The organism is Nakamurella sp. PAMC28650, assembly GCF_014303395.1.
Classification (GTDB): domain Bacteria; phylum Actinomycetota; class Actinomycetes; order Mycobacteriales; family Nakamurellaceae; genus Nakamurella.
Genome location: NZ_CP060298.1, coordinates 1,659,879 through 1,682,185 on the forward strand (window position 1 = coordinate 1,659,879; position 22,307 = coordinate 1,682,185).

Consider the following 22,307-nt stretch of genomic DNA (forward strand, 5'->3'; position numbering starts at 1 on the left):
AACGGCTGCCCGACGGGTCAGCGGGTCCGGACCCGTTCGGGCATCGGGGGAGTCCGGACCATCGAATCCCGCCGCGCCGACCCGGCGCCGGCGGCGGTCGCGAGTCGGTCGTCCAGCGGTGCCAGGGTGGTGGCCAGGTGTCGGCGGCGGAGGGCGGCCAGGATGAGGTGGTCGGCCAGGGCGGGGTTGTTCGGCAGGACCGGCCCGTGCAGGTTGGTGCCGATCGCGTGGGCGTGGATGGCTCCTTCGTGCTGGCGGCGGGCGTTGTTGCCGTAGCCCTGCAGGACCTGGCCCAGTGGGGTCTGGCCGGGGGCCAGGATGGTGTCGCCGGAGTGGTTCTCGAAGCCGACGATCTGGCCGAAGGGGGTGTCGATGACGGCGTTGCCGGTCATCCGGGTGGTGGATCCTCTGGTGACGGCCTGGAACACTCCGATGCCGGGCATCTCCTGTCCGGTGTGGGTGGTGAAGCCTTGGCCCAGGAGTTGGTAGAGGCCGCAGACGGCCAGCAGTGGCAGGCCGTCTTCGATGGCTGCGTGCAGTGCGGGGCCGCGGGTGAGCAGGTCGTGGGCGACGCGGAGCTGTCCGGAGTCCTGGCCGCCGCCTCCGACGACGATGTCGGCGTCGGCGAAGTCGTAGGGTCGGCCGGGTTCGATGCCGACGACCTGGACGTCGTAGCCGCGCCATTGCAGTCGTTTGCGCAGGGCGAGGACGTTGCCGGAGTCACCGTAGATGTTCAGCTCGGCCGGATACAGGTGGACGATCGTGACTACGGTCATCGAGGCCCACGGGCGAGCCGGGGAGATGTGGTCGGGCGATGCCACGACGGTCTCTCGTCGTGAACGCAGCCGACACCGCTGGTTCTCGTTCGGTTCCTCATGATTCCCACAGTTCCCCTCGTACATCAGGAAAAGGCCAGAGCCGATCGGATGGAACCTGGCCGGGCGCACCCGGCCGATGAGCCAGGCGAACGCTCGCGGAGCGGGTCGGGGCCGTGGAGGACGACGGCCAGTGCAGCATAAGGGCCCGGCGTCCTACCGTTGGAAACCGGGCCTCACCGTCGGAGCGCTGGTCGGGGTGACAGGACTCGAACCTGCGATCTCTTCGTCCCGAACGACGTCGAGGCACCCTCTCGAGCTGCGCGTACGTTCGATTCATGATCGCTGCGCTGGGCTTGTTCACCACAGTGCGTCACCCCGCAGGGTGACTCCGACGGGAAGCCCGAGCTGGATGATCTGGCCGGGGTCAGCCGAGCGATCTGGGCGGTCGAGGTGCCCGCCCTGAACCAGCTGGCCCGACTCTCGCCCTTTCCGATCTTGTCGGCGACGAGCCGTCCTACGCGGCCTGCCAACAGGAAGCGCGAACGCTCCGGCTGTTGGGCGAGACCTGCGTGGTCGCACCGTCTGCGGCCGTGAAGTCTGGTGGAGGCGGCCGGATGGACCGTGGACAAGGGCGAGTACCGAGCTGCACCACGTGACGGCATGGTGTTGGTCACTTTCGGGCCGCCGTCACGAGCTGTTGAGGGCTGGCAGGCGGCGGTGGAAGGGTTGGTGCGGTCAATCTGGAACGCCGCCGGCTTGACTTGCACGAGGCGGTCGCCGAGGTGAGCGGTCGGCAGGTCCTCGGCTGGGTGAAGAACCACTTGTTGAGCGGTCCCAGAGTGCGGATCCGATCGTTCCGACCATCACTCCGCACGACCTGCGCCACACCGCGACCTCTCTCGCGATATCCGCCGGGGCCAACCCGAGGGTGTCCAGACGATGCTCGGGCACGCCTCCGCGGCGATGACCCTCCATACGGGCGCAGAGCCGTTCGAGATGACCTTGACGCCATTTCGTTGGACTTGAGGGCCACACGTTCCCAGAAGATTGGGGGCAAAAATGAAAAAGAAGAAAACCCTCAGGAACCAGAAGACCCGGCCTCAGATGCTGAGAACCGGGCCTCACCGCCAGTAACACCGTCGGGGTGACAGGATTTGAACCTGCGACCTCTTCGTCCCGAACGAAGCGCGCTACCAAGCTGCGCCACACCCCGGTGAACCGTGAAAAGTCTATCCGATCGGTTCGGGTGGTCGGAACCATCCGGTCCACGGGCGCCGGCTTCAGGCGCGGGGAACCATGGTGATCAGGGTCGCTTCCGGGCGGCAGCAGAACCGGATCGGCATGTAGGGCGAGTTGCCGAGACCGGCCGAGACGTTGAGCCACATGTGGCTGCCCCAGCGGGAGAGCCCACGGCACCGTGATCGATCGATGCCGGCGTTCGTCACGATCGCTCCGACGCCGGGCAACCGGACCTGGCCCCCGTGCGTGTGGCCGGCGAGCACCAGGTCGTACCCGTCGGCGGCGAAGTCGTCCAGGACGCGGGGTTCGGGGGAGTGGGCCACCCCGATCCGGACGACCGCCTCGCCGTCGGCGGCTCCAGCGATCTTCTGGTAGCGATCGCGGTGCAGATGGGGATCGTCGACGCCGGCCAGTGCGATCCGCTGACCGCGCACCGACACCACCTGCTTGCGGTTGGACAGGTCGATCCACCCGCGCTCGGCCTGGGCCGCTCGCAGGTCCCGCCAGGGCAGAGGCGGGCTGGTGGGCAGCTTCTCGCCCTTGACGAAGTAGCGGTGCGGCGACTTCCGGACCGGTGTGTAGAAGTCGTTGTTCCCGAAGACGAAAGCGCCCGGCACGTCCAGCAACGCCCCGAAGGCCTTGATCGCGATCGGGACGGCCCTGGCGTGCGAGAGGGTGTCGCCGGTGTTGATCACGAGGTCCGGCCGCAGGTCCGCCAGGGCGCTGACCCAGGCCGCCTTGTGGTGGTGATCGGGCGTGATGTGCAGGTCGGACAGGTGCAGCAGCCGGATCGGCCACGCCCCGGTGTCCAGCACCGGTACCTCGATGCGGCGCAGTGCATACCAACGACGTTCGACCACGGTGGCGTAGAACAGCGTGGCCGCCGCGACGGCCGCTCCGAGCGCGGCCACCTGGCCCGGCCGGCGGCGATCACCCACCGCTGCTGCTCCGGCCCGGGGAGATGGAGATGGTCACCGTGCTGCCGGGCAACGCGCTCTGCCCGGCCGGCGGGTCCTGGCGGGTGACGGTGTTGATGGGCGCCGACGTGCCCGTGCTGTCGATCTTGGTCACCGGCTTGAAGCCGGCAGACGTCAGGGTGCTGATGGCCGCGTCGACGGTCGGGGAGCCGGTCGTCACGTCCGGAACGATGGTGTCCGGGTTGCCCTGCAATGCATTGGGGTCATCCGCCGGTGGGAACAGCAGCGAGGTCGGTTGGATCCCCTTCATGGCCTCGAACCAGGTGGCCGCTGGGACCGAACCGCCTGACATGCCGGCGATCTGGGCCTTGGGATTGGCCTCGGCGCTCTTGGCCTGCGCAAGGGGACAGCTACCGGTCAGGGACAGCGGCGTGGCCGCCGGGTTGGTGGGCTGCGGGGCATTGGTGCAGATCGACTGCGGCTTCGGGAGGTAGTCCCAGGTCAGTGTCGACGTGCTGTAACTCGGGCTGTAACCGAGGAACGCGGACGACTTGTAGTCGCCGGTGGTACCGGTCTTCCCGGCGGAGGTGCCCTGCGTCAGATCCCACTTGGCGGCGACCGCCGACTGGTGGGCGGTGCCCTTCGTGCTGTCGATGTCGCTGCCCATGGCGGCCGTCAGGGCATTCGCGACGCCCTTCGTCACGGCCTGCACGCAGGGCGCGGCGGCCTTGAGCGTGACGACCTTGCCGTTCCGGTCGGCGACGTTGCCGATCGGGGTCGGCGGGCACCAGAGCCCGTCGGCCGACAGCGTGGCGCCGACGTTGGCCAGTTCCAGCGGGCTGACCGGCGTCACCCCGAGGGTGAACGAGGCCACCTTCTGCGTGACCAGTTCCTGGGCGTAGGTGTTGGTGCTACCGGTGAAGGCCGGGTCGACGGCGCCAGCGTTGAGCGAATAGCCCTTCATGCCCAGTGCCACCGCCATGTCGATGACGTTGGCCAGGCCGAGGTCGTCCTCGAGCTTGACGAAGGCGGTGTTGGGAGAGGTGGCCATCGCATCTCCCAAGGTCACGGTCGGAGCGAACTTCTCGCCGAAGTCGGTGTTGTTGTGGAAGGGGTGGGCCGGAGAGATCGTGCTCGTGTACGGGTCCGGGTTCTGGATCACCGAACTCGTTCCGAGGCCGGCCGTCATGGCGGCCGCCGCGGTGAAGATCTTGAAGGTCGACCCGGCTCCGAGGGGGGCGAAGGTGGTCGGCAGCTTCTGCACCGTCTGGCCCCTGGTGGCATCCAGGCCGTAGGGCCGGTTGGCGGTCAACGCCAGCACCTGCCGCGACGAGTCGGGCTTGACGACGGCGAGCACGTTGGCGATGCGGGGGTTGGCGGTCGGCGACACCTGGTCGATCGCCGCCTGGTGGGCCTGTTTCATCACGGCCGGGTCCAGCGTCGTCTTGATGGTGTAGCCGCCGTTGGCGATCTGGTCCGACGTCAGGCCCGCGTTGGCGAGGTAGTCCAGCGCGTACTGGCAGAAGTAGCCGTTGGTGGCCGCGCCCTGGGCCGGCACGCAGCCGCTGCGGATGGAGCTGCCGTTGTCGATGCCGAGGTCGGTCGCGCTGTACGTCTTGTACTGCGCGGCGGTGATCGAACCGCTCTGCGAGAGCAGCTTGAGCACCAGGTTGCGGCGCAGCAGTGCGTCACCCCGGTGGTCGGGGTTCGTCGGGTCGTACTTGTTCGGGTTGTTGACCATGCCGGCCATCAGGGCCGCCTGCGGCACCGTCAGGTTGGCGGCCGAGGTCCTGAACAGGCGCTGGGCGGTGGCCTCCGCGCCATAGGTGCTGGGCAGGAAGGCGACCAGGTTCAGGTAGCCGTCGAGGATGTCCTGCTTGGTCTCCTTCTGTTCCAGGGTCAACGCGAGCTTGGCCTCGCGGAGCTTGCGGCCAGGGGTGGAGGCGATGGCGTCGGCCCGCTGGGCGTCGGTCTTGGCCTGGACGAGGAAGAGGTAGTTCTTGACGTACTGCTGGGTCAGGGTGGAGCCGCCCTGCTGGCCGCCACCCGCAGAGGCGTTGCTGAGCAGGGCGCGGACGGTCCCGCGCCAGTCGACACCGTGGTGATAGATGAACCGCTTGTCCTCCACGGTGGTGATGGCCACCTTGAGGTTCTGCGAGATCTCCTCGTCCGGCACGACCACCCGGTTCTGGTTGTACACGTAGGCGATCGGGTTGCCCCGGTTGTCGGTGACCGTGCTGCGCTGGGGGAACGGGGCGTTGAGGGGATTGTCCGGGGTGGCCGCCAGGGCGTTGGTGATCTTGTTGGAGGCCAGTCCCAGACCCAGCGAATAGGGCAGCAGGAGGCCCGCGACCAGCACCCCTGCCAACAGGGTTGCGATCGTCAATCGGCCGAGACCACCTAGTACACGCACGTCGGCAAGGTTACCGGGGCCGGGGCCGGGGTGAGGTCGAGGTTTCCTGACCCGTGCGCAAAATTCCCCCGGATGAGACGTATCTGGCCGGGAACCTCGCCGCTCTTGGTGAGGGAACGCGACCGCGACCGGCTGCGTCACAACTTCCGAGTCCGCAGGGCCACCCTCGCCGGGTGTCGTTGCGAACGACTACCGGGGGGACTGACCGTGAGCTTGCCGCACTGTCGAGCGTTCTCGCTGGTCTTTCGCGAATGTGAACGTGGCTCCGCCTACGGAGCCCTGGAAAGGGGATGTGGTCAGGATGGTCAGGCCCACACTGAGCGTTGTGCCGGAGCAGGGCGTTGTGCCGGAGCAGAACGTCGTGCCGGAGCAGGGCGTCGTACGGCACACGACGGACGAATTCTGCGTCGACCCACCCTCGGACGTCTTGTCGATCGGTAGTGCCGAGTGGACCCTGCGCGCCGTGTGCGTCGGCGTCGACCCGGATGCCCTGTTCGTGACGGGGGCGGCTCAGCGCGATGCGGCGAAGGTGTGCCAGGCATGCCCCGTGCGCCTGGAGTGCCTGGCCGATGCCCTTGACAACCAGATCGAGTACGGGGTGTGGGGCGGCATGACCGAACGCCAGCGCCGCGCGGTGCTGAAGAAGTCGCCAGAGGTCCTCAGCTGGCGCTTGGTCCTGGAAGAGGCGAGAGCGTCCGCCACCCAGGAAGCCGCCAGCTGAACCTGCCGGCCAGGAACCTGCCGGGGCGGGGTCAGACCGACTTGGTGAGCTGCTCCGCGATCGTGCGCAGCGCGACCACGTCGTGCGCGTCGAACGGGAGCGCCGGCACCTCCACCACAGCGAGGTCCGGGTGCGCCCGGTCCAGCCTGGCTCTCATCCGCAATTCCTTGGCCCGCACCGTCAGCCGGTCGGCATGCACGCCCAGCGCCGCCGCCGCGAGCGGTGACGAACCGGTGATGTCGGCGATGGCCGCCTGGGTGGCGGCGATCGTGAGGTCGGCCAGCGGGGGATGGGTGCGGTTGAGCACCAGCCCGGCCAGTGGCATCCGTTCGGACCGCAACCGATCCGCGAAGTAGGAGGCCTCCCGCAGTGCGTCCGGCTCGGGGACCGCGACCACCACGAAGGCGGCATGTGACGAGCGCAGCAGGTCGTACGTGGCCTGTGCCCGCTCCCGGAAGCCGCCGAACATACCCTCGATGAGCTGGATGAACGTGGCGGCGTCGGCCAGCATCTGGCCGCCGATCACGGAGGTCACCGCCTTGGTGAACAGCTGGAAACCGGCCCCCACGATGCGCATCACCCCGCGGCTCGGCGACCCGAGCAGGCGGATCATCCGCCCGTCCAGGAATGACGAGAGCCTCTGCGGTGCATCCAGGAAGTCCAGGGCCGAGCGGCTGGGCGGGGTGTCGACGACGATGAGGTCGTACTCGTCGGTGGCCGCCAGCTGGCTCAGCTTCTGCATGGCCATGTACTCAGCGGTACCGGAGAACGAGGTCGAGATCGTGTTGTAGAACGGGTTGGCCAGGATCTTCTGGGCGTGCTCGGGCGTCGCGTTCGAGGAGACCATCTCGTCGAAGGTGCGGCTGGTGTCGAGCATCATCGCCCACAGCTCGCCCCTTGGTTCCGCGTCACCCGTGGTCCCGGGGTCGGTGCCGAGCGCGGCGACGCCGTGGAAATCGACGCGGCGGGGAACGTTGTCGAGCTCGCCGAGCCCCAGCGACTGGGCCAGCCGGCGGGCCGGGTCGATCGTCAGGACCGCGACCTTCCGGCCCTGGTCGGCCGCGTAGAGCGCCATCGCGGCGGCGGTCGTCGTCTTGCCGACGCCACCGGAGCCACAGGTCACCACCACCCGGATGGACGGATTGGTCAGGACCGCCTGCAGATCCAACGGCGGCTTCATCGCCCCGCCCCCTGATCGGCCAGGTGGTCGGCGAGTTCGTAGACGCCTCCGAGGTCGGCGCCGTCGACCAGTCGCGGCAGTTGCAGCATCGGGACACCTGCCTCCTCGAGCTGTTGGCGGCACTCCTGTTCGGCCAGCACCCGGAAGGCGTGATCGGCGCTCTCCTGGGACAGCGCGGCCAGCAGCTCCGGGTCGGGATCGATGCCGGCCATCGCCAGTCCCGACCCGAGACGTCCGGTGTCGAGCCGATTCTCGGCGGCGGGTTTGAGCGAGGCCGCCCCGAAGTGGGAGACGGTGGCGGCGTTCACGATGATCGAGCCGACCGGGAGGTGCTGGGCCTTGAGATCCGCGATGGCCTCGAGGGTCTCGGTGACGGGCATGTCCTCCAGCAGGGTCACCAGGTGGACGACCGTGTCGGCGGAGTGCAGCAGTTCCACCACACCGTCGGCCTGATTCCTGATGGGACCCCGCTTGGCGAGATCGGCCATCGCCACGGTGACGTTGAGGAAGGTCACGATGCGGCCGGTCGGCGGCGCGTCCATGACCACTGCGTCGTACACGGGTCGGGAATCGCCACCGCGCCGGGTAACGGTTTCCTTGACCTTCCCCGTCAGCAGAACGTCCCGCAGGCCGGGCGCCAGCGTGGTGGCGAACTCGACCGCACCCATCCGCTTGAGCGTGCGGCCTGCGAATCCGAGGTTGTAGAACATCGCGAAGTACTCGAGCAGGGCGGCCTCGATGTCGACGGCGAGTGCCCGCACCTCGCCTCCGCCGGACGCCACGGCGATCTTGCGTTCCTCGTACGGCAGCGGCGGAACGTCGAACAACCGGGCGATCCCCTGACGCTCCTCGACCTCGGCCAGCAGCACCCGCCGCCCGTCGGCCGCCAGGGCCAGGGCCAGGGCCGCGGCGACGGTGGTCTTCCCGGTGCCGCCCTTGCCCGTGACGACATGCAACCGTGCGCGCCGGGCCGACGCCGGCCAGGGCGAGGGTGGTACGTCAGGACTCATTGCTGCGCCTTTCAACTTGCCAACGCCATCACGCCCACAGCGACCGCAGGAATGGCGATCAGTATCAGGCCCGACCACAACGGGACGAGCAGCACCACGACGGAGCCGACCGGGATGACCCCTGCCAGCTTGCCAGCCGATCGCGTGGCCTGCCGGAGGGTCCGGCCGGGGCGGTCCCGGAGGGTGTCGTAGCGCAGGAGCACCAGGACGATCAGCAGGAGCGCCTCTACGCCCGCCGCGGCCCAGTGCCAGCCGTCCAGGACAGCCACTTTGCCGTTCACACGAGCCACAGTAGACAAGAGCCGCCGCGGCCCTGGGCCACCGTCGAACCGAGCGGACGTCGATCAGCCTGTGATCGACGCCCTAGAGTTGTCGCCATGACCTCACCCTCCGCCCGGCGGACGTTCGAATACGCCACCGTGCCGCTCATCACGCACGCCACCAAGGCCATCCTCGACACCTGGGGGGAGGACGGCTGGGAACTCGTCCAGGTCGTACCCGGGCCCAATCCCGAGCAGTTGGTGGCCTACCTGAAGCGGGAACGCTCGTGACCGTTCTGGACCGTCTGGCCGAGCTCGGTATCGAGCTGCCGACGCCGGCCGCCGCGGCCGGGTCCTACATCCCTACGGTTCGGAGCGGGTCGCTGCTGTTCACCTCCGGGCAACTGCCGTTCGTGGACGGCAAGCTCCCCGCCACCGGGAAGGTGGGCGCCGAGGTCAGTCCCGAGGACGCCAAGGGCTACGCCCGGCTCGCTGCGCTCAACGTCCTGGCCGCCGCTCATGCCGCGGTCGGCCTCGATCACATCGTCCGAGTCGTCAAGGTGGTGGGGTTCGTCGCGTCCGCGCCTGGCTTCACCGCTCAGCCGGGCGTCATCAACGGCGCCTCTGATCTGTTCGTGGAAGTGCTGGGCGAGATCGGCCGGCATGCCCGTTCGGCGGTCGGCGTCGCGGAGTTGCCGTTGGGCACTCCGGTCGAGGTGGAAGCGATCTTCGAGGTTCGCTGATTTGCCGCTGCCCCGACGACCGCGATTCGAGCGTTCGCGCGCCTGACGTACCCGATGGACCGGTCCCGGCCGTCGTCACCGACCACGGCAGGCGAGGTTCGCTGCGTGGGCCTGCGCCATCCCGCGGTGCCCGAGGCGCTCGTCATCGACCGGCCGGAGATGCAGCAGCGCGTCCAGGTAGTGACGGTCGGCTGCCCAGCGGTCCATCGGGGTGGTGGTGGGGTGGCCGTGGCCGGGCACCAGCACGGCGGCCTGCCGGACGTAGGGAAGCACGATGTCAAGGGCCTCGTCGTAGGCGCCCAAGCCGGTCTCCTCGGCCAGCGGAAGTTCGACGTCGCTGAGCATGTCACCGGCCAGCAACACGCCGGACGTCGGCAGCCACACGGCGCCATGGCCGATGGAATGTCCGTCGTGCACGATGATCTCGGCCGTCCGGCCCGGCCAGGGGATGCTGCCGCCGGTCAGCGGACGTACCTGCCCGACCAGGGGCGTGAGCTGCCGTGGCCAGTCGGGTCCGAGCAGCTCCACGAGTTCACCCCGGTGCTCGGCGACCGTCTCGGCCGCGACGGCAGAGGTCCACCGGGGCGCCCCGCCGAAGCCGGGATGCCAGAGGAGGTGGTCATGGTGCGCATGGGTGGAGTAGCCGGCCGCCACCGTCAGGCCTGCTTCTTCCAGCCAATCTGCTAGTGCTTCCAGTTCGTCCGGTTCCCAGGCCGGATCCACCAGCAGCGTGGTGCCACCATCGACGATGACCGTCGACGTGGTGATGTCCCGCCGACTGGTCGCCACCAGGACGCCGGGTGCGACCTCGACCAGCACTCTGGACATGCTTGGAGTGTCGCAGGTGCGGGGCGGCAGGTGCGGGGTGGCAGGTGCCGGGTGGCAGGTGCGGGCACCGATATGCCCCACCGTAGGGGGCCGGCCGTCCGGCGGGTTAGCGTGATCCGGTGGTATCCGACAATTCCGGCCCGGTCGCAGACGCGGGTCCCGCGATCAGGCCGGCCTCGACGGTCATGCTGTTGCGGGAAGGCGTCTCCGGGCTCGAGGTCTTCGTCATGCACCGGGTCGCCGGCATGGCGTTCGCACCATCGGTGACCGTGTTCCCCGGCGGCGGGGTCGATCCGAGCGACCATCTCCCGCCGGCCTGGTCGGGGCCGAACAGCAGTTGGTGGGCAACGGCTCTCGGGAAGGAACCTGCTCAGGCCTCCGCGCTGGTGGTGGCGGCCGTTCGCGAACTGTTCGAGGAGACCGGCGTGCTGCTGGCGGACGGACCGGTCGGCGAACCGGCCCGGCTCGCCGTCGCCGAGCATCGCAGCAGCCTGCGGGACGTGATGGCCGCGCACGAACTCGAGTTGAGGTCAGAACTCCTGCGGCCGTGGGCGAACTGGATCACCCCGCCCGGAAATCCCCGGCGCTACGACACCTTTTTCTTCCTGGCCGCCCAGCCGGAGGGGCAGCAGGCGCAGATGCTCACCACCGAGGCCGAGTCGGGCCGGTGGGCGCGGCCCGTCGACCTGCTCGCCGAACACGAGGCCGGTCGACTTGCGATGATGCCTCCGACCCTGGCCATGCTGATCGACCTGCAGCGGGCCGGCACCGTCCAGTGGGCGATGAGCCAGAGCCGGACCGTCACGCCGCTGACGCCGGTGATGAGCAGCAGGCCGGGCGAGCCGATCGAGGTCGAGGTCGCAGGACGGGTCTACCGGTTGCGCAGACAAGGACAGTGATGGACAGCCCACCCCACGACACAGCCGCGCCGCAGCCGACACCGCAGCCGATACCGACCGGACCTGGACGCGTTCGCGGGGTGACCTCCGGCGTCAGCGTGCTGCTGGCCGACAATCCCGGTCCGATGACCCTGGACGGCACCAACTCCTATCTATTGGCCGGACCGCGTTCGATCGGCTTCGTCGTGGTCGATCCAGGGCCGGATGACGAGGCCCATCTCCAGGCGCTGGCCGGCGAGGGTCCGGTCGAACTGATCCTGATCACGCATCGTCACGCCGACCACACGGCGGGGGCCCGGAGGTTCGCCGACATCACCGGGGCGCCCGTCCGAGCCCTCGACCCGACCCACTGCCACGGCGGCCCGCCACTGGTCCCCGGCGAGCAGATCGAGGCGGCCGGAATGGTCGTCAGGGTCATCGCAACCCCGGGGCATACCGGCGATTCCGTTTGCTTCCACCTACCGGGGTTCTCCGACGGAGAGCCGGGCGGCCCCGATGCGGTGCTCACCGGCGACACCATCCTGGGCCGCGGCACCACCGTGATCGCCCATCCGGACGGCGATCTGGGCTCCTACCTGGAGTCGCTGGACACGCTCGCCGGTCTCGGGGCCGTCATGGTGCTGCCGGCCCACGGCCCGGCGTTGCCCGATCTGGCCGCCGTCTGTCACCAGTACCGCGAACACCGGCAGCAACGTCTGGAATCCGTTCGGGCGGCCCTTCTGGTGCTCGGAGACGGTGCGACGGTCGGGCAGGTCACCGACCTCGTCTACACCGACATCGATGCCACGGTGCGGCCGGCGGCCGAACTCTCGGTGGCCGCGCAGCTGCAGTATCTGCGCGGACGGGGGTGAAGCCGGGTCGCGTCCGGCCGTCGGCCCTGCATCACCCGACGGTGCGGGAACACCTGTTTCCACCGGCCGCACTGCAGGCGCTGGCCTGTCCGCATTGCGGGTCGCATCTCGTCGGGCGCGACGGGACGCTGATCTGCGCCTCCGGTCACCCCTTCGACGTCGCGCGAGCGGGATACGTCGCCCTGCTCGGCCCTCGGGCCCGCACCGACACGGGGGACACCGCCGACATGGTCTCGGCCCGGATCGACTTCCTCGGAAGCGGGCACTACGCCCCGATCGCCGGTGCGGTCGGCGCGGCTGCGGTCGGCGCGGCTGCGGTCGGCGGGGGTGCGGTCGGCGGGTGGGAGGACGGCGCTGGTCATCCCGGACCGGTACTGGAGATCGGGGCCGGCACCGGCTACTACCTGCGGGCCGCGCTCGGGCCCCCGACCGGGACCATCATCGGCGCGGCCGGCATCGCTCTGGACTCGTCGAGGTACGCGGCCCGCCGGGCTGCGGCAGACCCCAGGGTGCTGAGCGTCCTGGCTGACGCGTGGTCCGTCCTGCCGTTGCAGACGGCATCGGTGGCAACGGTGCTGAGCGTGTTCGCGCCGCGCGATCCGGCCGAGATCGCCAGGGTGCTGGTACCGGGCGGAAGGTTGGTGGCGGTGACGCCGACCCCCTCGCATCTGGTGGAGCTGCGACCCAAACTGGATCTGCTGGCGGTGGACGAAGGGAAGGCCGAGCGACTGGCCGAGAGCTTCACGGGTCTGCTCGCGCCGGTCGATCGACAGGATGTCTCGTTCCGGATGGATCTGGCCGTGGCCGACGTGTCCGCGCTCGTCAGGATGGGTCCCAGCGTCCGTCACCTGACACCTGAGGCTCTGCAGGACCAGATCGCCGGCCTGGACGAGATCGAGACCGTCACCGGCGAGGTGACGGTCTCGATCTTCGAGAAGCAGATGGTCTAGCGAGCCCGGCGGGACAGCCTCTCGGCGTCCAGGATGACGACACTCTTGCCTTCCAGCCGCAACCAGCCGCGGTGGCCGAAATCGGCCAGCGCCTTGTTGACCGTCTCGCGCGAGGCTCCGACCAGCTGCGCCAGCTCTTCCTGCGTCAGATCGTGGGTGACCCGCAGGTGACTACCCTCCTGCTGACCGAACTGCCGGGCCAGCTGCAGCAGCGCCTTGGCCACCCGTCCAGGCACGTCGGTGAAGATGAGGTCGGCCAGGTTGTTGTTGGTCCGGCGCAGCCTGCGGGCCAGCACGCGGAGCAGCTGCTCGGCGATCTCCGGACGCTTGCCGATCCATTCCCGCAGCGCAGCCCGATCCATGGTGGCCAGCCGCACATCGGTGACGGCGGTCGCGCTCGAGGTGCGCGGACCCGGGTCGAAGACGGAGAGCTCGCCGAACATGTCGGAAGGCCCCATGATGGCGAGCAGGTTCTCCCGGCCGTCAGGTGAGTTGCGGCCCAGTTTGACCTTGCCGGAAAGGATCACGTACAACCGATCACCCAGTTCTCCGACCGAGAAGATCGAGCTTCCGCGTGGGTATTCCACCGATTCCAGCTGCGACCCGAGGGCGAGCGCCGAATCGGGGTCGACCCCCTGGAAGATGCCGGCCCTGGCAAGGGTTTCCTCCACGTGTCCTCCTGGTCAGCAATTGCGTGCGTCACATTCCACCACGACAGAGGCCCCCCAACACACTCTGGGGGCTGTTTGCGTAGTGCGTGGCGCACGGCCCGCGACCGGGTCAGCTCTTGCGCACCTTTCTTGCCCGTGGCCTGCGGCGGAGTCGGAAGCGGGCCAGGGCCCCCGTCCAACCCTCCCTGATCAGGGTATTGACCTCTTCCGGGCGGGCCTGATCCAGAAATTCGCCGACCTCGTCCTCGGTCACGACGGCGGGCCGGAGGCCGTCCTCGACCCGGCTCATCAGCAGGGCGAACACCATCAGCAACAGTGGGAACAGGAGCACCAGGAAGACCGTCATGATCGGACCATCATCGCACCCTGCCTGCCGTCCGTCGGGGAAGACTGGTCAGGACGGTGGTCGTCGGTGTGCTGTGGGAGTCTGACTCCTGTGTCGAGCACAGCGAACGATCCAACCGTCGGGGCCGCGGACAGGACGGGAAAGCCGCCCACGGACGATCTGCCGACGGGCAAGCCCGCGTCGGGCCGGCCGGCCACGGGCAAGCCGGCGAGGGTCAAGAGGGCGACCGCCCCGCTCACGCCGTTGGCCCGCACCCGGCGGGCGCGCAAGCTCGCTGCGCAACTGGCGCTGGAGTTCCCCGACGCGGTCTGCGAGCTGGACTTCACCACGCCGCTGGACCTGGCGGTGGCCACCATCCTCGCCGCGCAGTGCACCGACGTGCGGGTCAACATGGTCACCCCGGCGTTGTTCGCCCGTTACCGGAGCCCGGCCGACTACGCGGGCGCCGATCGGGCCGAGCTCGAGGAGATGATCAGGACGACGGGCTTCTTCCGGAACAAGGCGAACTCGATCATCGGTCTCGGTCGGGGCGTGCTGGAGCGGTTCGACGGCGAGCTTCCCGGCAATCTGGATGACCTCGTGACGTTGCCGGGAATCGGACGGAAGACGGCGAACGTGGTGCTGGGTAACGCTTTCGGCGTCCCTGGCATCACGGTCGACACGCATCTGGGCCGGCTGGTGCGACGCTGGGGTCTGACCAGCCAGACCGACCCGGTGAAGGTGGAGCTGGAACTGAACGCGATGCTCCCGCCGGCCGACTGGACGATGTTCTCCCACCGGGCGATCTATCACGGCCGCCGCGTCTGCCACGCCAAGAAGCCGGCCTGCGCTGCGTGCTTCCTTGCCGACCTGTGTCCCTCGGTGGGGTCGGGGCCGATGGAGCCGACCCTCGCGGCCAAGCTGGTGGCCGGTCAGGAACGGCCCCATCTGCTGGCCATGGTGGGACTGGCGGAGGCCGAGTGACCGCGGGCGCCGACGAGGGATTCCGCCGGACCGGGCGGAGATTGGCGCCGGACGAGGCCATGCCGGCCTGGATGGCCCGGATGGTCGGCCGGATCGACGAGGCCACCATCGAGGATCTGCTGCCCCGTCCCGCGCTCAGCGCCCCGCAGGTGGCCCGGCGGAGCGCCGTGCTGATGCTGTTCGGCGATGGTGCCTCGGGCCCGGATCTGCTCTTGACGGCCAGGGCTTCGACCCTGCGGTCGCACGCCGGCCAGCCGGCCTTCCCCGGTGGCAAGCAGGACGGTGACGAGGATCCGGTGGCGACGGCACTGCGGGAGGGCAACGAGGAGACCGGTCTCGATCCCTCCTCGGTCACCCCGGCGGCATTGTTCCCGGATCTGTTCCTGGGGGTCACCGGGTTTCTCGTGTCTCCGGTGCTGGCCTACTGGCGAGTGCCAGGGCCGGTCGGTCCGGTCGACCTGGCCGAGACGGCTTCGGTGGCGCGGGTTCCGGTGGCGGAGCTGGCCGATCCGGCCCGGCGGGGCCGGGTGCGTCATCCCAGTGGCTACGTCGGCCCCGCCTTCGAGGTGGCCGACATGGTGGTCTGGGGGTTCACGGCCGGGCTCGTCGAGGTGCTGTTGGATCTGGGTGACTGGTCCGTGCCGTGGGACCCGCACCGCTACATCGACCTACCGGACCTCTCCGAATCGCTTCCCGATCCGGAAGCCGGCCATCTGGGCGACGACGACGACCGGCCGCCCCCGGTCGGAAGCGGGCCGCCCCAGGCGCCGGAAACCGCCGTGCAGGGAACGAAACGGCCGATGGGGAGTCCTTGAGAACGTGAACTTCGTCGACGCCCTCGTGATCGTCCTCCTGCTGGGAGCGGCGTGGTCGGGGTTCCGTCGTGGGTTGGTCAACTCGACGTTCGCCCTGATCGGCGCAGTCGGTGGTGCCGTCATCGGTATCAAGATCGCGCCCCTGCTGATGAGTCACGTCAGCGACAGCACCGCAAAGGTGGCGATCGGTATCGCCTGCGTGATCCTCGGGGTCGGGATCGGCGAGATCGCCGGCGCCACGGTCGGTCGGGCCCTCTCGGACCGGGTCACCTGGCGGCCCGCGAAGGCCGTCGACCGGGGGCTCGGCCTGGTCGGCCACACCCTGGCCGTCCTGGTGGTGACCTGGATGATAGCGCTGCCGCTCGGCTCGGTTCCGTTTCCCTGGCTCGCCTCGGCCGTGCGTTCGTCGACGGTCCTGGCCCGCGTCGACAAGGTGATGCCCAGCGGCGTGCGGGACGTCTCCACCCGCATGCGCCAACTGTTCGACGACTCCGGGTTCCCGGCCATCCTCGATCCTCTGACACCCACCCCAGACGTCCAGGTCGGAGTACCGGATACGACGCTCTCGGCCTCCCCGGCGCTGCGGGCCGCCGGGCAGTCCGTGCTGAAGATCCGGGGGATCGCGACCTCCTGCTCCCGGCGGATCGAGGGCTCCGGCTTCGTCATCGCACCCGGCAAGTTGCTGACCAACGCGCATGTCGTCGCCGGTACCGACCAGGTCTCGGTCGAGCAGGGCAACGCCACTCTCGCAGCGACCGTCGTGGTGTTCGACCCGAACCGTGATCTGGCCGTGCTCGACGTCCCCGGTCTGACCCGGGCGCCACTGAAGTTCTCCCGGACCCCGGGACAGGCACCGGATTCCGCAGCTCCGGCCGGGTATCCGCTGGACGGCCCGTTCACCATCACACCCGGACGCATCCGTAGCGAGATCACCTTGAACGGACCCAACATCTACTCATCGGCCACGGTGAGCCGTGACGTCTACACGCTCCGCGCCAACGTCAGGGCTGGCAACTCCGGGGGTCCGTTGCTGGCCGCAGACGGTTCGGTGCTCGGTGTGGTGTTCGGCGCCGCCATCGACAAGCCGGACATCGGATTCGCCCTGACGGCGGCCGAAGCCGCACCGGTCATCGCGGCCGGACTGGTCGACGGCACGGCAGTGGCGACCGGAGGGTGCACGGCCGATTGACGTGCACGGCCGATTGACGTGCACGGCCGAGTGATGTGTACGGCTGATCGAACGGCTCTCCGGATGAGGAGGTTCGGCCGTCGGCCCGGGACGAGGAGCGGTCAGCCGAGGAAATCGAGAACGGCGGCGCGTACCAGATCCGGAGCTTCCTCGGCGGCGTAGTGGCCGACGCCCGGAATGATCCGGAAGGTGTACTCACCGGCGCACAGCTCACCGGTACCGCGGAGAGCGCCGGCCGGTGTGAAGCGGTCGCCTTCGCCGACCAGATGCAGGACCGGTGCCGTCAGCCGATGTTGCAGCGCCTCGCGGTGACGGTATCCGTCCGACCGGTAGGGCGATCTGACCACCCAGCGCAACGGCTCGAGGGCTCCATGGGCGGCACCGGGGGTGACGATCGATCGCCGCATGCCGGCGATCGTGTCCGCGAAGTCTGCGGACGCCGCCCAGGCCGGCCCGGCGTGGGATCTCACGATCCGCTCGAGCATCGCCCCGCCGGCCGCCGCCAGCCGGCGATCCGGACTGATCGGCAGGGCTGCGAAGGTGAGAAGTCGACCGTAGGGGTCGGTTCGGATCGGCCTGCGGAGCCTGGCCATCCGGATCGGGTGCGGCGCCGAGATCGCCACCACGGAACGGATCTGCTCCGGGTACATGATCGCCGTGTTGAAGGCCAGCACCCCACCGTATCCCTGACCGAGCAGCGTGGCCTGGCGTTCGCCCAGCGCTCTGACCATTCCCGCGACGTCGGCCGCGAGGGTGAACGCGTCATAGCCGCGTGGTGGTTTGTCGGACCCCCCGGCCCCGCGCAGGTCCGCTGCGACGGCATGGAAACCAGCCGCTGCGAGGTCCGGCAGTTGGTTGCGCCAATTGGTCCAGATCCCACCGAAACCGTGCAGCATCAAGACCAATGGGCCCGTACCGGCCTCGGCCAGATGGAATCTGATGCCGTTGGCACTGACCGACCGGTGAGAAACGCCGGCGATCGCAGTGTCCGTGGTGAGGCTGCTGGTGCTGAGGCCGCTGATGGTCACGCCGCCGGTGGTGAGGCCGCCGGCCGCGGGCACACCGGTGGCGAGGCTGCCCACCGCAGGGCCGGTCGCGGCAGGCGTTGTGAGGTCGTGCTCACGCCGTGTCTCGTGGGCCGGCTCGTCCGGCTCGTCACTGCTCACGACGGGGGGAGGGTCAACGGACGGCGGGCGGCTCGGCGTGCGTGGCCGCAGACTTCAACGTCGAGGCGGTTTCCGTCAGGCTCGAGATGGTGCGCTCCGGCTTCTTGATCTTCTTGACCTTCCTGATGCCCAGGAATGCCAGGCCACCGGCCATCAGCAGCATTGCGAAGAAGACGATCGTGAACGCCGCCCAGCGCTGCAGCCAGATGGCCAGGATCTCGCCGATCATGAACCAGAAGAAGAAGGCGCTGAAGAGGGCGATCACGCCGGCCAGGATGAAGAAGATGGCCCCGGTCAGTGCGGTCTTGACCGACGCGGTCAATTCCAGTTTCGCCAGCTCGATCTCTGCTCTGACCAGCGTGGACACCTGTGCGGTTGCGTCCTTGACCAAGGCGCCGATCGATGCGGACGGATCGACATCCTGCTCCGCCACCAGAGGGATCGACGGGCGGCGGGTGGTTCCGCCGTAGGTGATCGGCGGCTGCGGGGTGCCTGACATGGGTCACGTCCCTCTCTCGAAGTCTCGTCTGCTGGAATTACCGGTGCTGCTGTACCCGGATTGCCGCTCTGCCACCCGAGGTCGCGTTCATCGTGCCACGTCGGTGGTCGTGGATCGTCCGCAGACCCCGCGGCCTACGGTCGGCGGGACTGCCGGGTCTGTCGACCGGGTCCGGTGATGCGTTCCGGTGACGCCGCCTCTACCGCCACTGCAGAGTCAGCCGATGTTGACTGCGATCCGCGGATGTCCGGCGGGCGTGAGCCACTGCATGATCGAGACCAGGGCGCCGGCGTCCATGGAGACGCACCCGGCCGTCGCGGTTCCGTCGGTGACGTGCAGGAAGTAGGCGCTGCCGCCGCCCGGAGTGGCCGGCCACCGATTGACGTCCATCACGAGCGCGTAGTTGTAGACGGACCCGGCGTCGTAGAGGTTCTCGCCGGCCGCGGTGTCGAACGGGCAGTTCTGCAAGGCGCAGACCTGGAGGGTGTTGTAGGCCGGGGAGTTGACGTCGGAGACCCACCGGTCGTCGCCGTTGACCTGGGTGTGCGGCAACGACGTACCCGGATCGGACTGCCGACCGAACGCCTGGCTGATCGTGAAGGTGCCCCGCGGGGTGTGCGAGTTGTACTCGCTGGGCGTACCGACGCCGTCGCTGCCCAGGTGTGCGGTGACGGGCCCGAACCTCTTGGTCCACGTGCCGTTCGACTGCTTCTGCCATGCGATCAGGGTGCCGGTGGTCGAGTACTGCGACGACGCCCGGACGGTGATGATCTGCGTCGCGTTACCGACGCTCACCGCGATACCGAAGTTGTTGGCCGGGGCAGGGGCAGGCATCGGTTTCGGTGCCGGCTCGGGCACCGGTTTCGGTGCCGGCCGGGGAATCGTCCTGGTCGCAGAGGAGGGCCTCGGAGCCGGCGCCGCGGTACTGGCGTTCGTGGTCTTGGTGTACGTGGTCTTGCTGTTCGTGGGGTTGGAGTTCGGGGCGCTGCTCGGCGGTGCGGCGGTGGTATCCGGGGCGGCGGGCTTCGGCACTGTAGTGCTGTTCGGGGCGGTGTCGGAGGGAACGGTTGCGCTGTTGCGTCCGGGTGCCGTCGTCCTGGGGGATGACGCCGTGGTCCAGGGCTGCTCCGGGCTGGTCGAGGTCCTGGTGGAGCCCGGGGTGGCGCCCAGGCGGGCGGCCGGCTGCGGGCTCGGTGCGAGCGCCGACGAGTCGGGCGGGGTGGCGAGCGGCCGCTGCAGTCCTGGTGGCCGTGACGACCGTCGGGCCGGCGGGGGTCGCGCTCGAGGGGTGCCCGGAGGACGCGCCCAGACCGGGCACCATCACCGGGTCGGAACTGCTCAGGCTGCTCGGGAACGCTGCGGGACTCTGAATTCGTGTGGTGACACCGTGTCGCTGGTTCACCTGACCCTGCTGGGTCGGGTCCCGGGCTCCCGCCGAAGGCAGCACGTAGACGGCACCGATGACCGCCACCACGGCAGCAGCCGACAGGGCCAGCTTCTTGATCACGGACGTCACATTAGTCCCTCTGTTACCACCAGCGACAGCCCCTGGCCGGCAGGTCCGACCGGTATGACCGCGTGTCCACCCGTATGACGCTCAAGCGTCGTACCAGCGGTGTCGACGTCATACGAGCGGGGCCGACGTCGTACCGAGCGGGGCCGAGTCAGACCCGCCGAGCCAGACGGGGCCGAGTCAGACCTGGTCCTCGGTCTTGGCCCCCGAGAGTCCCGAGGTGATCATTCCCATCACCGCCGAGTCCTGCAGGGTCGTCACGTCCCCGAGGTCGCGGTTCTCCGCGACATCACGGAGCAGGCGACGCATGATCTTGCCGGATCGGGTCTTGGGCAGTTCGGGAACGATCATGATCTGGCGCGGCCGGGCGATGGGCCCGATCTGGGTGGCGACGTGCTTGCGCAGTTCGGCGATGAGGTCCTCGCCGGCCGACGCTCCACCTTCGGCCACCCGTCTGGTGGCGTCTCCGCGGAGGATGACGAAGGCGACGATTCCCTGGCCCGTCATCGCGTCGTTCGCCCCGACCACCGCGGCCTCGGCGACCGACTGGTGTGCGACCAGCGCCGACTCCACCTCGGTGGTGGAGATCCGGTGACCGGACACGTTCATCACGTCGTCCACCCGGCCGAGCAGCCACAGCGCCCCGTCCGAGTCGTACTTCGCTCCGTCTCCGGCGAAGTAGTAGCCCTGGGAGGCGAACCGGGACCAGTAGGTCTCCCGGTAGCGCTCGTCATCGCCCCAGATCGTCCGCAACATCGCCGGCCAGGGCTGGGAGATGACCAGGTAACCGCCCTCGCCCCTGCCGACCGGGACGCCCTCGTCGTTGACGACCTGCGCAGAGATCCCGGGCAGCGGGCCCATTGCCGAACCGGGCTTCGTCGCGGTGACGCCGGGCAACGGGGCGATCATCATCGCGCCCGTCTCGGTCTGCCACCAGGTGTCGACGATCGGGCAGTGCTCGTGGCCGATGTTCACCCGATACCACATCCACGCCTCTGGGTTGATGGGTTCGCCGACGCTGCCGAGCACCCGCAGCGACGACAGGTCGTACCTCGCCGGGATCTCGGCTCCCCACTTCATGAAGGTGCGGATCAGGGTGGGCGCGGTGTAGTAGATCGTCACGCCGTACTTGTCGATGATCTCCCAGTGGCGGCCCTCGTGCGGGGTGTTGGGGGTGCCCTCGTAGATCACCTCGGTGGCGCCGTTCGCCAGCGGGCCGTAGACGATGTAGGAGTGTCCGGTGACCCAGCCGATGTCGGCGGTACACCAGTACACGTCGGTGGCGGCCTTGTGGTCGAAGACTGCGTCGAAGGTGTAGGCGGTCTGGGTGAGATACCCGCCGGACGTGTGCAGGATGCCCTTGGGCTTTCCGGTGGTGCCCGAGGTGTAGAGGATGAACAGCGGCTGCTCGGCCGGGAACGCCTCCGGCAGGTGCTCGGCGGACTGCCCGTCGACGAGTTCGTGCCACCAGAGATCCTTTGCACCCCAAGTGATGTCGATTCCAGTGCGCTGGACGACCAGGACGTGCTCGATCGGGCTGCCCGGTGTCGCGACCGCTTCGTCCACGGCGTCCTTCAGCGAGACGGCGGCGCCGCGGCGGTACTGCCCGTCCGCGGTGATCATGAGGCGGGCGTCCGCGTCGGCGATCCTGGTGCGCAGTGCCTCGGCCGAGAAGCCGCCGAAGATCACCGAGTGCGCCAGGCCCAACCGGGCGCAGGCGAGCATGGAGAAGACGGCCTCCGGGATCATCGGCAGGTAGATGGCGACACGGTCGCCGGCCTGCAATCCCAGGGACACCAACGCATTTGCTGTCCTGGAGACCTCGTCCCTGAGTTGCGAGTAGGTGATCGTCCTGGAATCGCCCGGCTCGCCCTCCCAGTGGATGGCGACCTTGTCGCCGAGGCCGTTCTCCACATGGCGGTCGACGCAGTTGTAGGCGACGTTCAGTCTGCCGTCGGCGAACCACTTGGCGTGCGGCGCACCGGTGAAGTCCAGTACTTCGGTGAACGGCGTCGACCAGGTGAGCCTGTTCGCCTGTTCCGCCCAGAACGCGTCCGGGTCCTTCCGGGCCCGTGCGTACACCTCGGCCGTGAAGTTGGCATCGGCGGCGAATTCGGCGCTGGGCGGGAAGGTCCGGTCCTCGGCCAGCAGGTTGTCCAGGGTGGCGGAGGGATCTGCCGGGGGCTGCGGCGTCTGGTTCATCGGGGCGTCTCCTCGTTCGACAGCGCTGTCGGCTGGTGATGGCGGTCGTCGGGCTGGTGGTCGAGCGCGATCCGGGCGCGTGGGTCAGCCCAGACCTACCGACTCGAAAGTATC

Annotated in this window: 23 protein-coding genes and 2 tRNA genes; 9 read left to right on the forward strand and 16 right to left on the reverse strand. The window is 69.0% G+C overall.

The window, feature by feature from the left end; translation table 11 throughout:
• Positions 1–17: 17 nt before the first annotated feature.
• The 5 genes from H7F38_RS07465 to H7F38_RS07485 all read right to left on the reverse strand — a co-directional run bounded on the left by H7F38_RS07465 (position 18) and on the right by H7F38_RS07485 (position 5,360).
• A complete protein-coding gene (locus H7F38_RS07465) occupies positions 18–776 on the reverse strand; it encodes a type 1 glutamine amidotransferase (RefSeq protein ID WP_187093527.1) in 759 nt (252 codons plus the stop codon).
• Between the two features lie 290 nt (positions 777–1,066).
• Positions 1,067–1,196 (reverse strand) — tRNA-Pro (locus H7F38_RS07470).
• Between the two features lie 761 nt (positions 1,197–1,957).
• Positions 1,958–2,031: transfer RNA gene (locus tag H7F38_RS07475), tRNA-Pro, on the reverse strand.
• Between the two features lie 67 nt (positions 2,032–2,098).
• The gene (locus tag H7F38_RS07480) at positions 2,099–2,995 is read right to left on the reverse strand and encodes a metallophosphoesterase (RefSeq protein ID WP_222618523.1); all 897 of its coding nucleotides are present in this window, start codon (positions 2,993–2,995) and stop codon (positions 2,099–2,101) included.
• Positions 2,988–5,360: a penicillin-binding protein gene (locus H7F38_RS07485; RefSeq protein WP_187093528.1), complete on the reverse strand. Its 2,373-nt coding sequence runs from the start codon at positions 5,358–5,360 to the stop codon at positions 2,988–2,990. Before H7F38_RS07485 ends, H7F38_RS07480 begins: the two co-directional genes overlap by 8 nt.
• A gap of 460 nt (positions 5,361–5,820) precedes the next feature.
• Here H7F38_RS07485 and H7F38_RS07490 point away from each other — a divergent pair, with 460 nt between their 5' ends.
• Positions 5,821–6,108: a WhiB family transcriptional regulator gene (locus tag H7F38_RS07490; protein ID WP_255498399.1), complete on the forward strand. Its 288-nt coding sequence runs from the start codon at positions 5,821–5,823 to the stop codon at positions 6,106–6,108.
• Between the two features lie 31 nt (positions 6,109–6,139).
• On the opposite strand, the gene H7F38_RS07495 is transcribed toward H7F38_RS07490, so the two are convergent.
• Genes H7F38_RS07495 through H7F38_RS07505 form a run of 3 tightly spaced genes read right to left on the reverse strand, consistent with a single transcriptional unit; the run spans position 6,140 to position 8,579 of the window.
• Positions 6,140–7,288 carry an ArsA-related P-loop ATPase gene (locus tag H7F38_RS07495; RefSeq protein WP_187093530.1) on the reverse strand — a complete coding sequence of 383 codons (1,149 nt, stop codon included), beginning with the start codon at positions 7,286–7,288 and terminating at the stop codon, positions 6,140–6,142.
• On the reverse strand, positions 7,285–8,298 hold the full coding sequence (locus H7F38_RS07500) for an ArsA-related P-loop ATPase (RefSeq protein ID WP_187093531.1): 1,014 nt from the start codon (positions 8,296–8,298) through the stop codon (positions 7,285–7,287). Before H7F38_RS07500 ends, H7F38_RS07495 begins: the two co-directional genes overlap by 4 nt.
• Positions 8,299–8,309: 11 nt before the next feature.
• A complete protein-coding gene (locus H7F38_RS07505) occupies positions 8,310–8,579 on the reverse strand; it encodes a hypothetical protein (protein ID WP_187093532.1) in 270 nt (89 codons plus the stop codon).
• A 96-nt stretch (positions 8,580–8,675) separates the two neighbouring features.
• On the opposite strand from H7F38_RS07505, the gene H7F38_RS07510 reads away from it, so the two are divergent.
• Positions 8,676–8,849, forward strand: a complete 174-nt coding sequence (locus tag H7F38_RS07510) for a hypothetical protein (protein WP_187093533.1) — start codon at positions 8,676–8,678, stop codon at positions 8,847–8,849.
• Positions 8,846–9,301, forward strand: coding sequence for a RidA family protein (locus H7F38_RS07515; protein WP_187093534.1), 456 nt, complete (start codon positions 8,846–8,848; stop codon positions 9,299–9,301). The genes H7F38_RS07510 and H7F38_RS07515 overlap by 4 nt, the downstream gene beginning before the upstream one ends.
• 75 nt (positions 9,302–9,376) lie before the next feature.
• Here H7F38_RS07515 and H7F38_RS07520 read toward each other — a convergent pair whose 3' ends face one another.
• Entirely contained in the window at positions 9,377–10,129 is a 753-nt protein-coding gene (locus H7F38_RS07520; protein WP_187093535.1) for an MBL fold metallo-hydrolase, read from the reverse strand.
• A 119-nt stretch (positions 10,130–10,248) separates the two neighbouring features.
• Here H7F38_RS07520 and H7F38_RS07525 point away from each other — a divergent pair, with 119 nt between their 5' ends.
• The 3 genes from H7F38_RS07525 to H7F38_RS07535 are packed head-to-tail and all read left to right on the forward strand — an operon-like array spanning position 10,249 to position 12,829.
• Positions 10,249–11,028, forward strand: coding sequence for an NUDIX domain-containing protein (locus H7F38_RS07525; protein WP_255498280.1), 780 nt, complete (start codon positions 10,249–10,251; stop codon positions 11,026–11,028).
• The gene (locus H7F38_RS07530) at positions 11,028–11,879 is read left to right on the forward strand and encodes an MBL fold metallo-hydrolase (protein ID WP_187093536.1); all 852 of its coding nucleotides are present in this window, start codon (positions 11,028–11,030) and stop codon (positions 11,877–11,879) included. The genes H7F38_RS07525 and H7F38_RS07530 overlap by 1 nt, the downstream gene beginning before the upstream one ends.
• Positions 11,876–12,829 (forward strand): putative RNA methyltransferase, encoded by a 954-nt coding sequence (locus H7F38_RS07535; protein ID WP_222618524.1) that lies wholly within the window; start codon positions 11,876–11,878, stop codon positions 12,827–12,829. The genes H7F38_RS07530 and H7F38_RS07535 overlap by 4 nt, the downstream gene beginning before the upstream one ends.
• Here H7F38_RS07535 and H7F38_RS07540 read toward each other — a convergent pair.
• Positions 12,826–13,500, reverse strand: coding sequence for a Crp/Fnr family transcriptional regulator (locus H7F38_RS07540; protein ID WP_187093537.1), 675 nt, complete (start codon positions 13,498–13,500; stop codon positions 12,826–12,828). The genes H7F38_RS07535 and H7F38_RS07540 overlap by 4 nt on opposite strands.
• 109 nt (positions 13,501–13,609) lie before the next feature.
• Positions 13,610–13,846: a hypothetical protein gene (locus H7F38_RS07545; RefSeq protein WP_187093538.1), complete on the reverse strand. Its 237-nt coding sequence runs from the start codon at positions 13,844–13,846 to the stop codon at positions 13,610–13,612.
• A 159-nt stretch (positions 13,847–14,005) separates the two neighbouring features.
• On the opposite strand from H7F38_RS07545, the gene nth reads away from it, so the two are divergent.
• The 3 genes from nth to H7F38_RS07560 are packed head-to-tail and all read left to right on the forward strand — an operon-like array spanning position 14,006 to position 16,813.
• Positions 14,006–14,809 carry an endonuclease III gene (gene nth / locus H7F38_RS07550; protein WP_187094544.1) on the forward strand — a complete coding sequence of 268 codons (804 nt, stop codon included), beginning with the start codon at positions 14,006–14,008 and terminating at the stop codon, positions 14,807–14,809.
• Complete coding sequence (locus H7F38_RS07555; protein ID WP_255498282.1) at positions 14,806–15,624, forward strand: CoA pyrophosphatase; 819 nt, start codon at positions 14,806–14,808, stop codon at positions 15,622–15,624. The genes nth and H7F38_RS07555 overlap by 4 nt, the downstream gene beginning before the upstream one ends.
• 4 nt (positions 15,625–15,628) lie before the next feature.
• On the forward strand, positions 15,629–16,813 hold the full coding sequence (locus tag H7F38_RS07560; protein ID WP_187093539.1) for a MarP family serine protease: 1,185 nt from the start codon (positions 15,629–15,631) through the stop codon (positions 16,811–16,813).
• A 101-nt stretch (positions 16,814–16,914) separates the two neighbouring features.
• On the opposite strand, the gene H7F38_RS07565 is transcribed toward H7F38_RS07560, so the two are convergent.
• From H7F38_RS07565 to acs, 5 genes are all read right to left on the reverse strand, one after another.
• The gene (locus H7F38_RS07565) at positions 16,915–17,979 is read right to left on the reverse strand and encodes an alpha/beta fold hydrolase (protein WP_222618525.1); all 1,065 of its coding nucleotides are present in this window, start codon (positions 17,977–17,979) and stop codon (positions 16,915–16,917) included.
• 13 nt (positions 17,980–17,992) lie between these two features.
• Positions 17,993–18,478 (reverse strand): phage holin family protein, encoded by a 486-nt coding sequence (locus tag H7F38_RS07570; RefSeq protein WP_187093540.1) that lies wholly within the window; start codon positions 18,476–18,478, stop codon positions 17,993–17,995.
• Positions 18,479–18,694: 216 nt separating this feature from the next.
• Entirely contained in the window at positions 18,695–19,273 is a 579-nt protein-coding gene (locus tag H7F38_RS07575) for a L,D-transpeptidase (RefSeq protein WP_187093541.1), read from the reverse strand.
• Positions 19,260–19,985 carry a hypothetical protein gene (locus H7F38_RS07580; protein WP_187093542.1) on the reverse strand — a complete coding sequence of 242 codons (726 nt, stop codon included), beginning with the start codon at positions 19,983–19,985 and terminating at the stop codon, positions 19,260–19,262. The genes H7F38_RS07575 and H7F38_RS07580 overlap by 14 nt, the downstream gene beginning before the upstream one ends.
• A gap of 186 nt (positions 19,986–20,171) precedes the next feature.
• On the reverse strand, positions 20,172–22,193 hold the full coding sequence (gene acs, locus H7F38_RS07585) for an acetate--CoA ligase (RefSeq protein WP_187093543.1): 2,022 nt from the start codon (positions 22,191–22,193) through the stop codon (positions 20,172–20,174).
• Between the last annotated feature and the right edge of the window lie 114 nt (positions 22,194–22,307).

What these genes read in the sequence shown, in the direction of transcription:
- H7F38_RS07530 (WP_187093536.1), top strand. Translation starts at nt 11,028, where the DNA reads ATGGACAGCCCACCCCACGACACAGCCGCGCCGCAGCCGACACCGCAG.
- H7F38_RS07570 (WP_187093540.1), bottom strand. Translation starts at nt 18,478, where the DNA reads ATGTCAGGCACCCCGCAGCCGCCGATCACCTACGGCGGAACCACCCGC.
- H7F38_RS07500 (WP_187093531.1), bottom strand. Translation starts at nt 8,298, where the DNA reads ATGAGTCCTGACGTACCACCCTCGCCCTGGCCGGCGTCGGCCCGGCGC.
- H7F38_RS07520 (WP_187093535.1), bottom strand. Translation starts at nt 10,129, where the DNA reads ATGTCCAGAGTGCTGGTCGAGGTCGCACCCGGCGTCCTGGTGGCGACC.
- H7F38_RS07495 (WP_187093530.1), bottom strand. Translation starts at nt 7,288, where the DNA reads ATGAAGCCGCCGTTGGATCTGCAGGCGGTCCTGACCAATCCGTCCATC.
- acs (WP_187093543.1), bottom strand. Translation starts at nt 22,193, where the DNA reads ATGAACCAGACGCCGCAGCCCCCGGCAGATCCCTCCGCCACCCTGGAC.
- H7F38_RS07465 (WP_187093527.1), bottom strand. Translation starts at nt 776, where the DNA reads ATGACCGTAGTCACGATCGTCCACCTGTATCCGGCCGAGCTGAACATC.
- H7F38_RS07510 (WP_187093533.1), top strand. Translation starts at nt 8,676, where the DNA reads ATGACCTCACCCTCCGCCCGGCGGACGTTCGAATACGCCACCGTGCCG.
- H7F38_RS07545 (WP_187093538.1), bottom strand. Translation starts at nt 13,846, where the DNA reads ATGACGGTCTTCCTGGTGCTCCTGTTCCCACTGTTGCTGATGGTGTTC.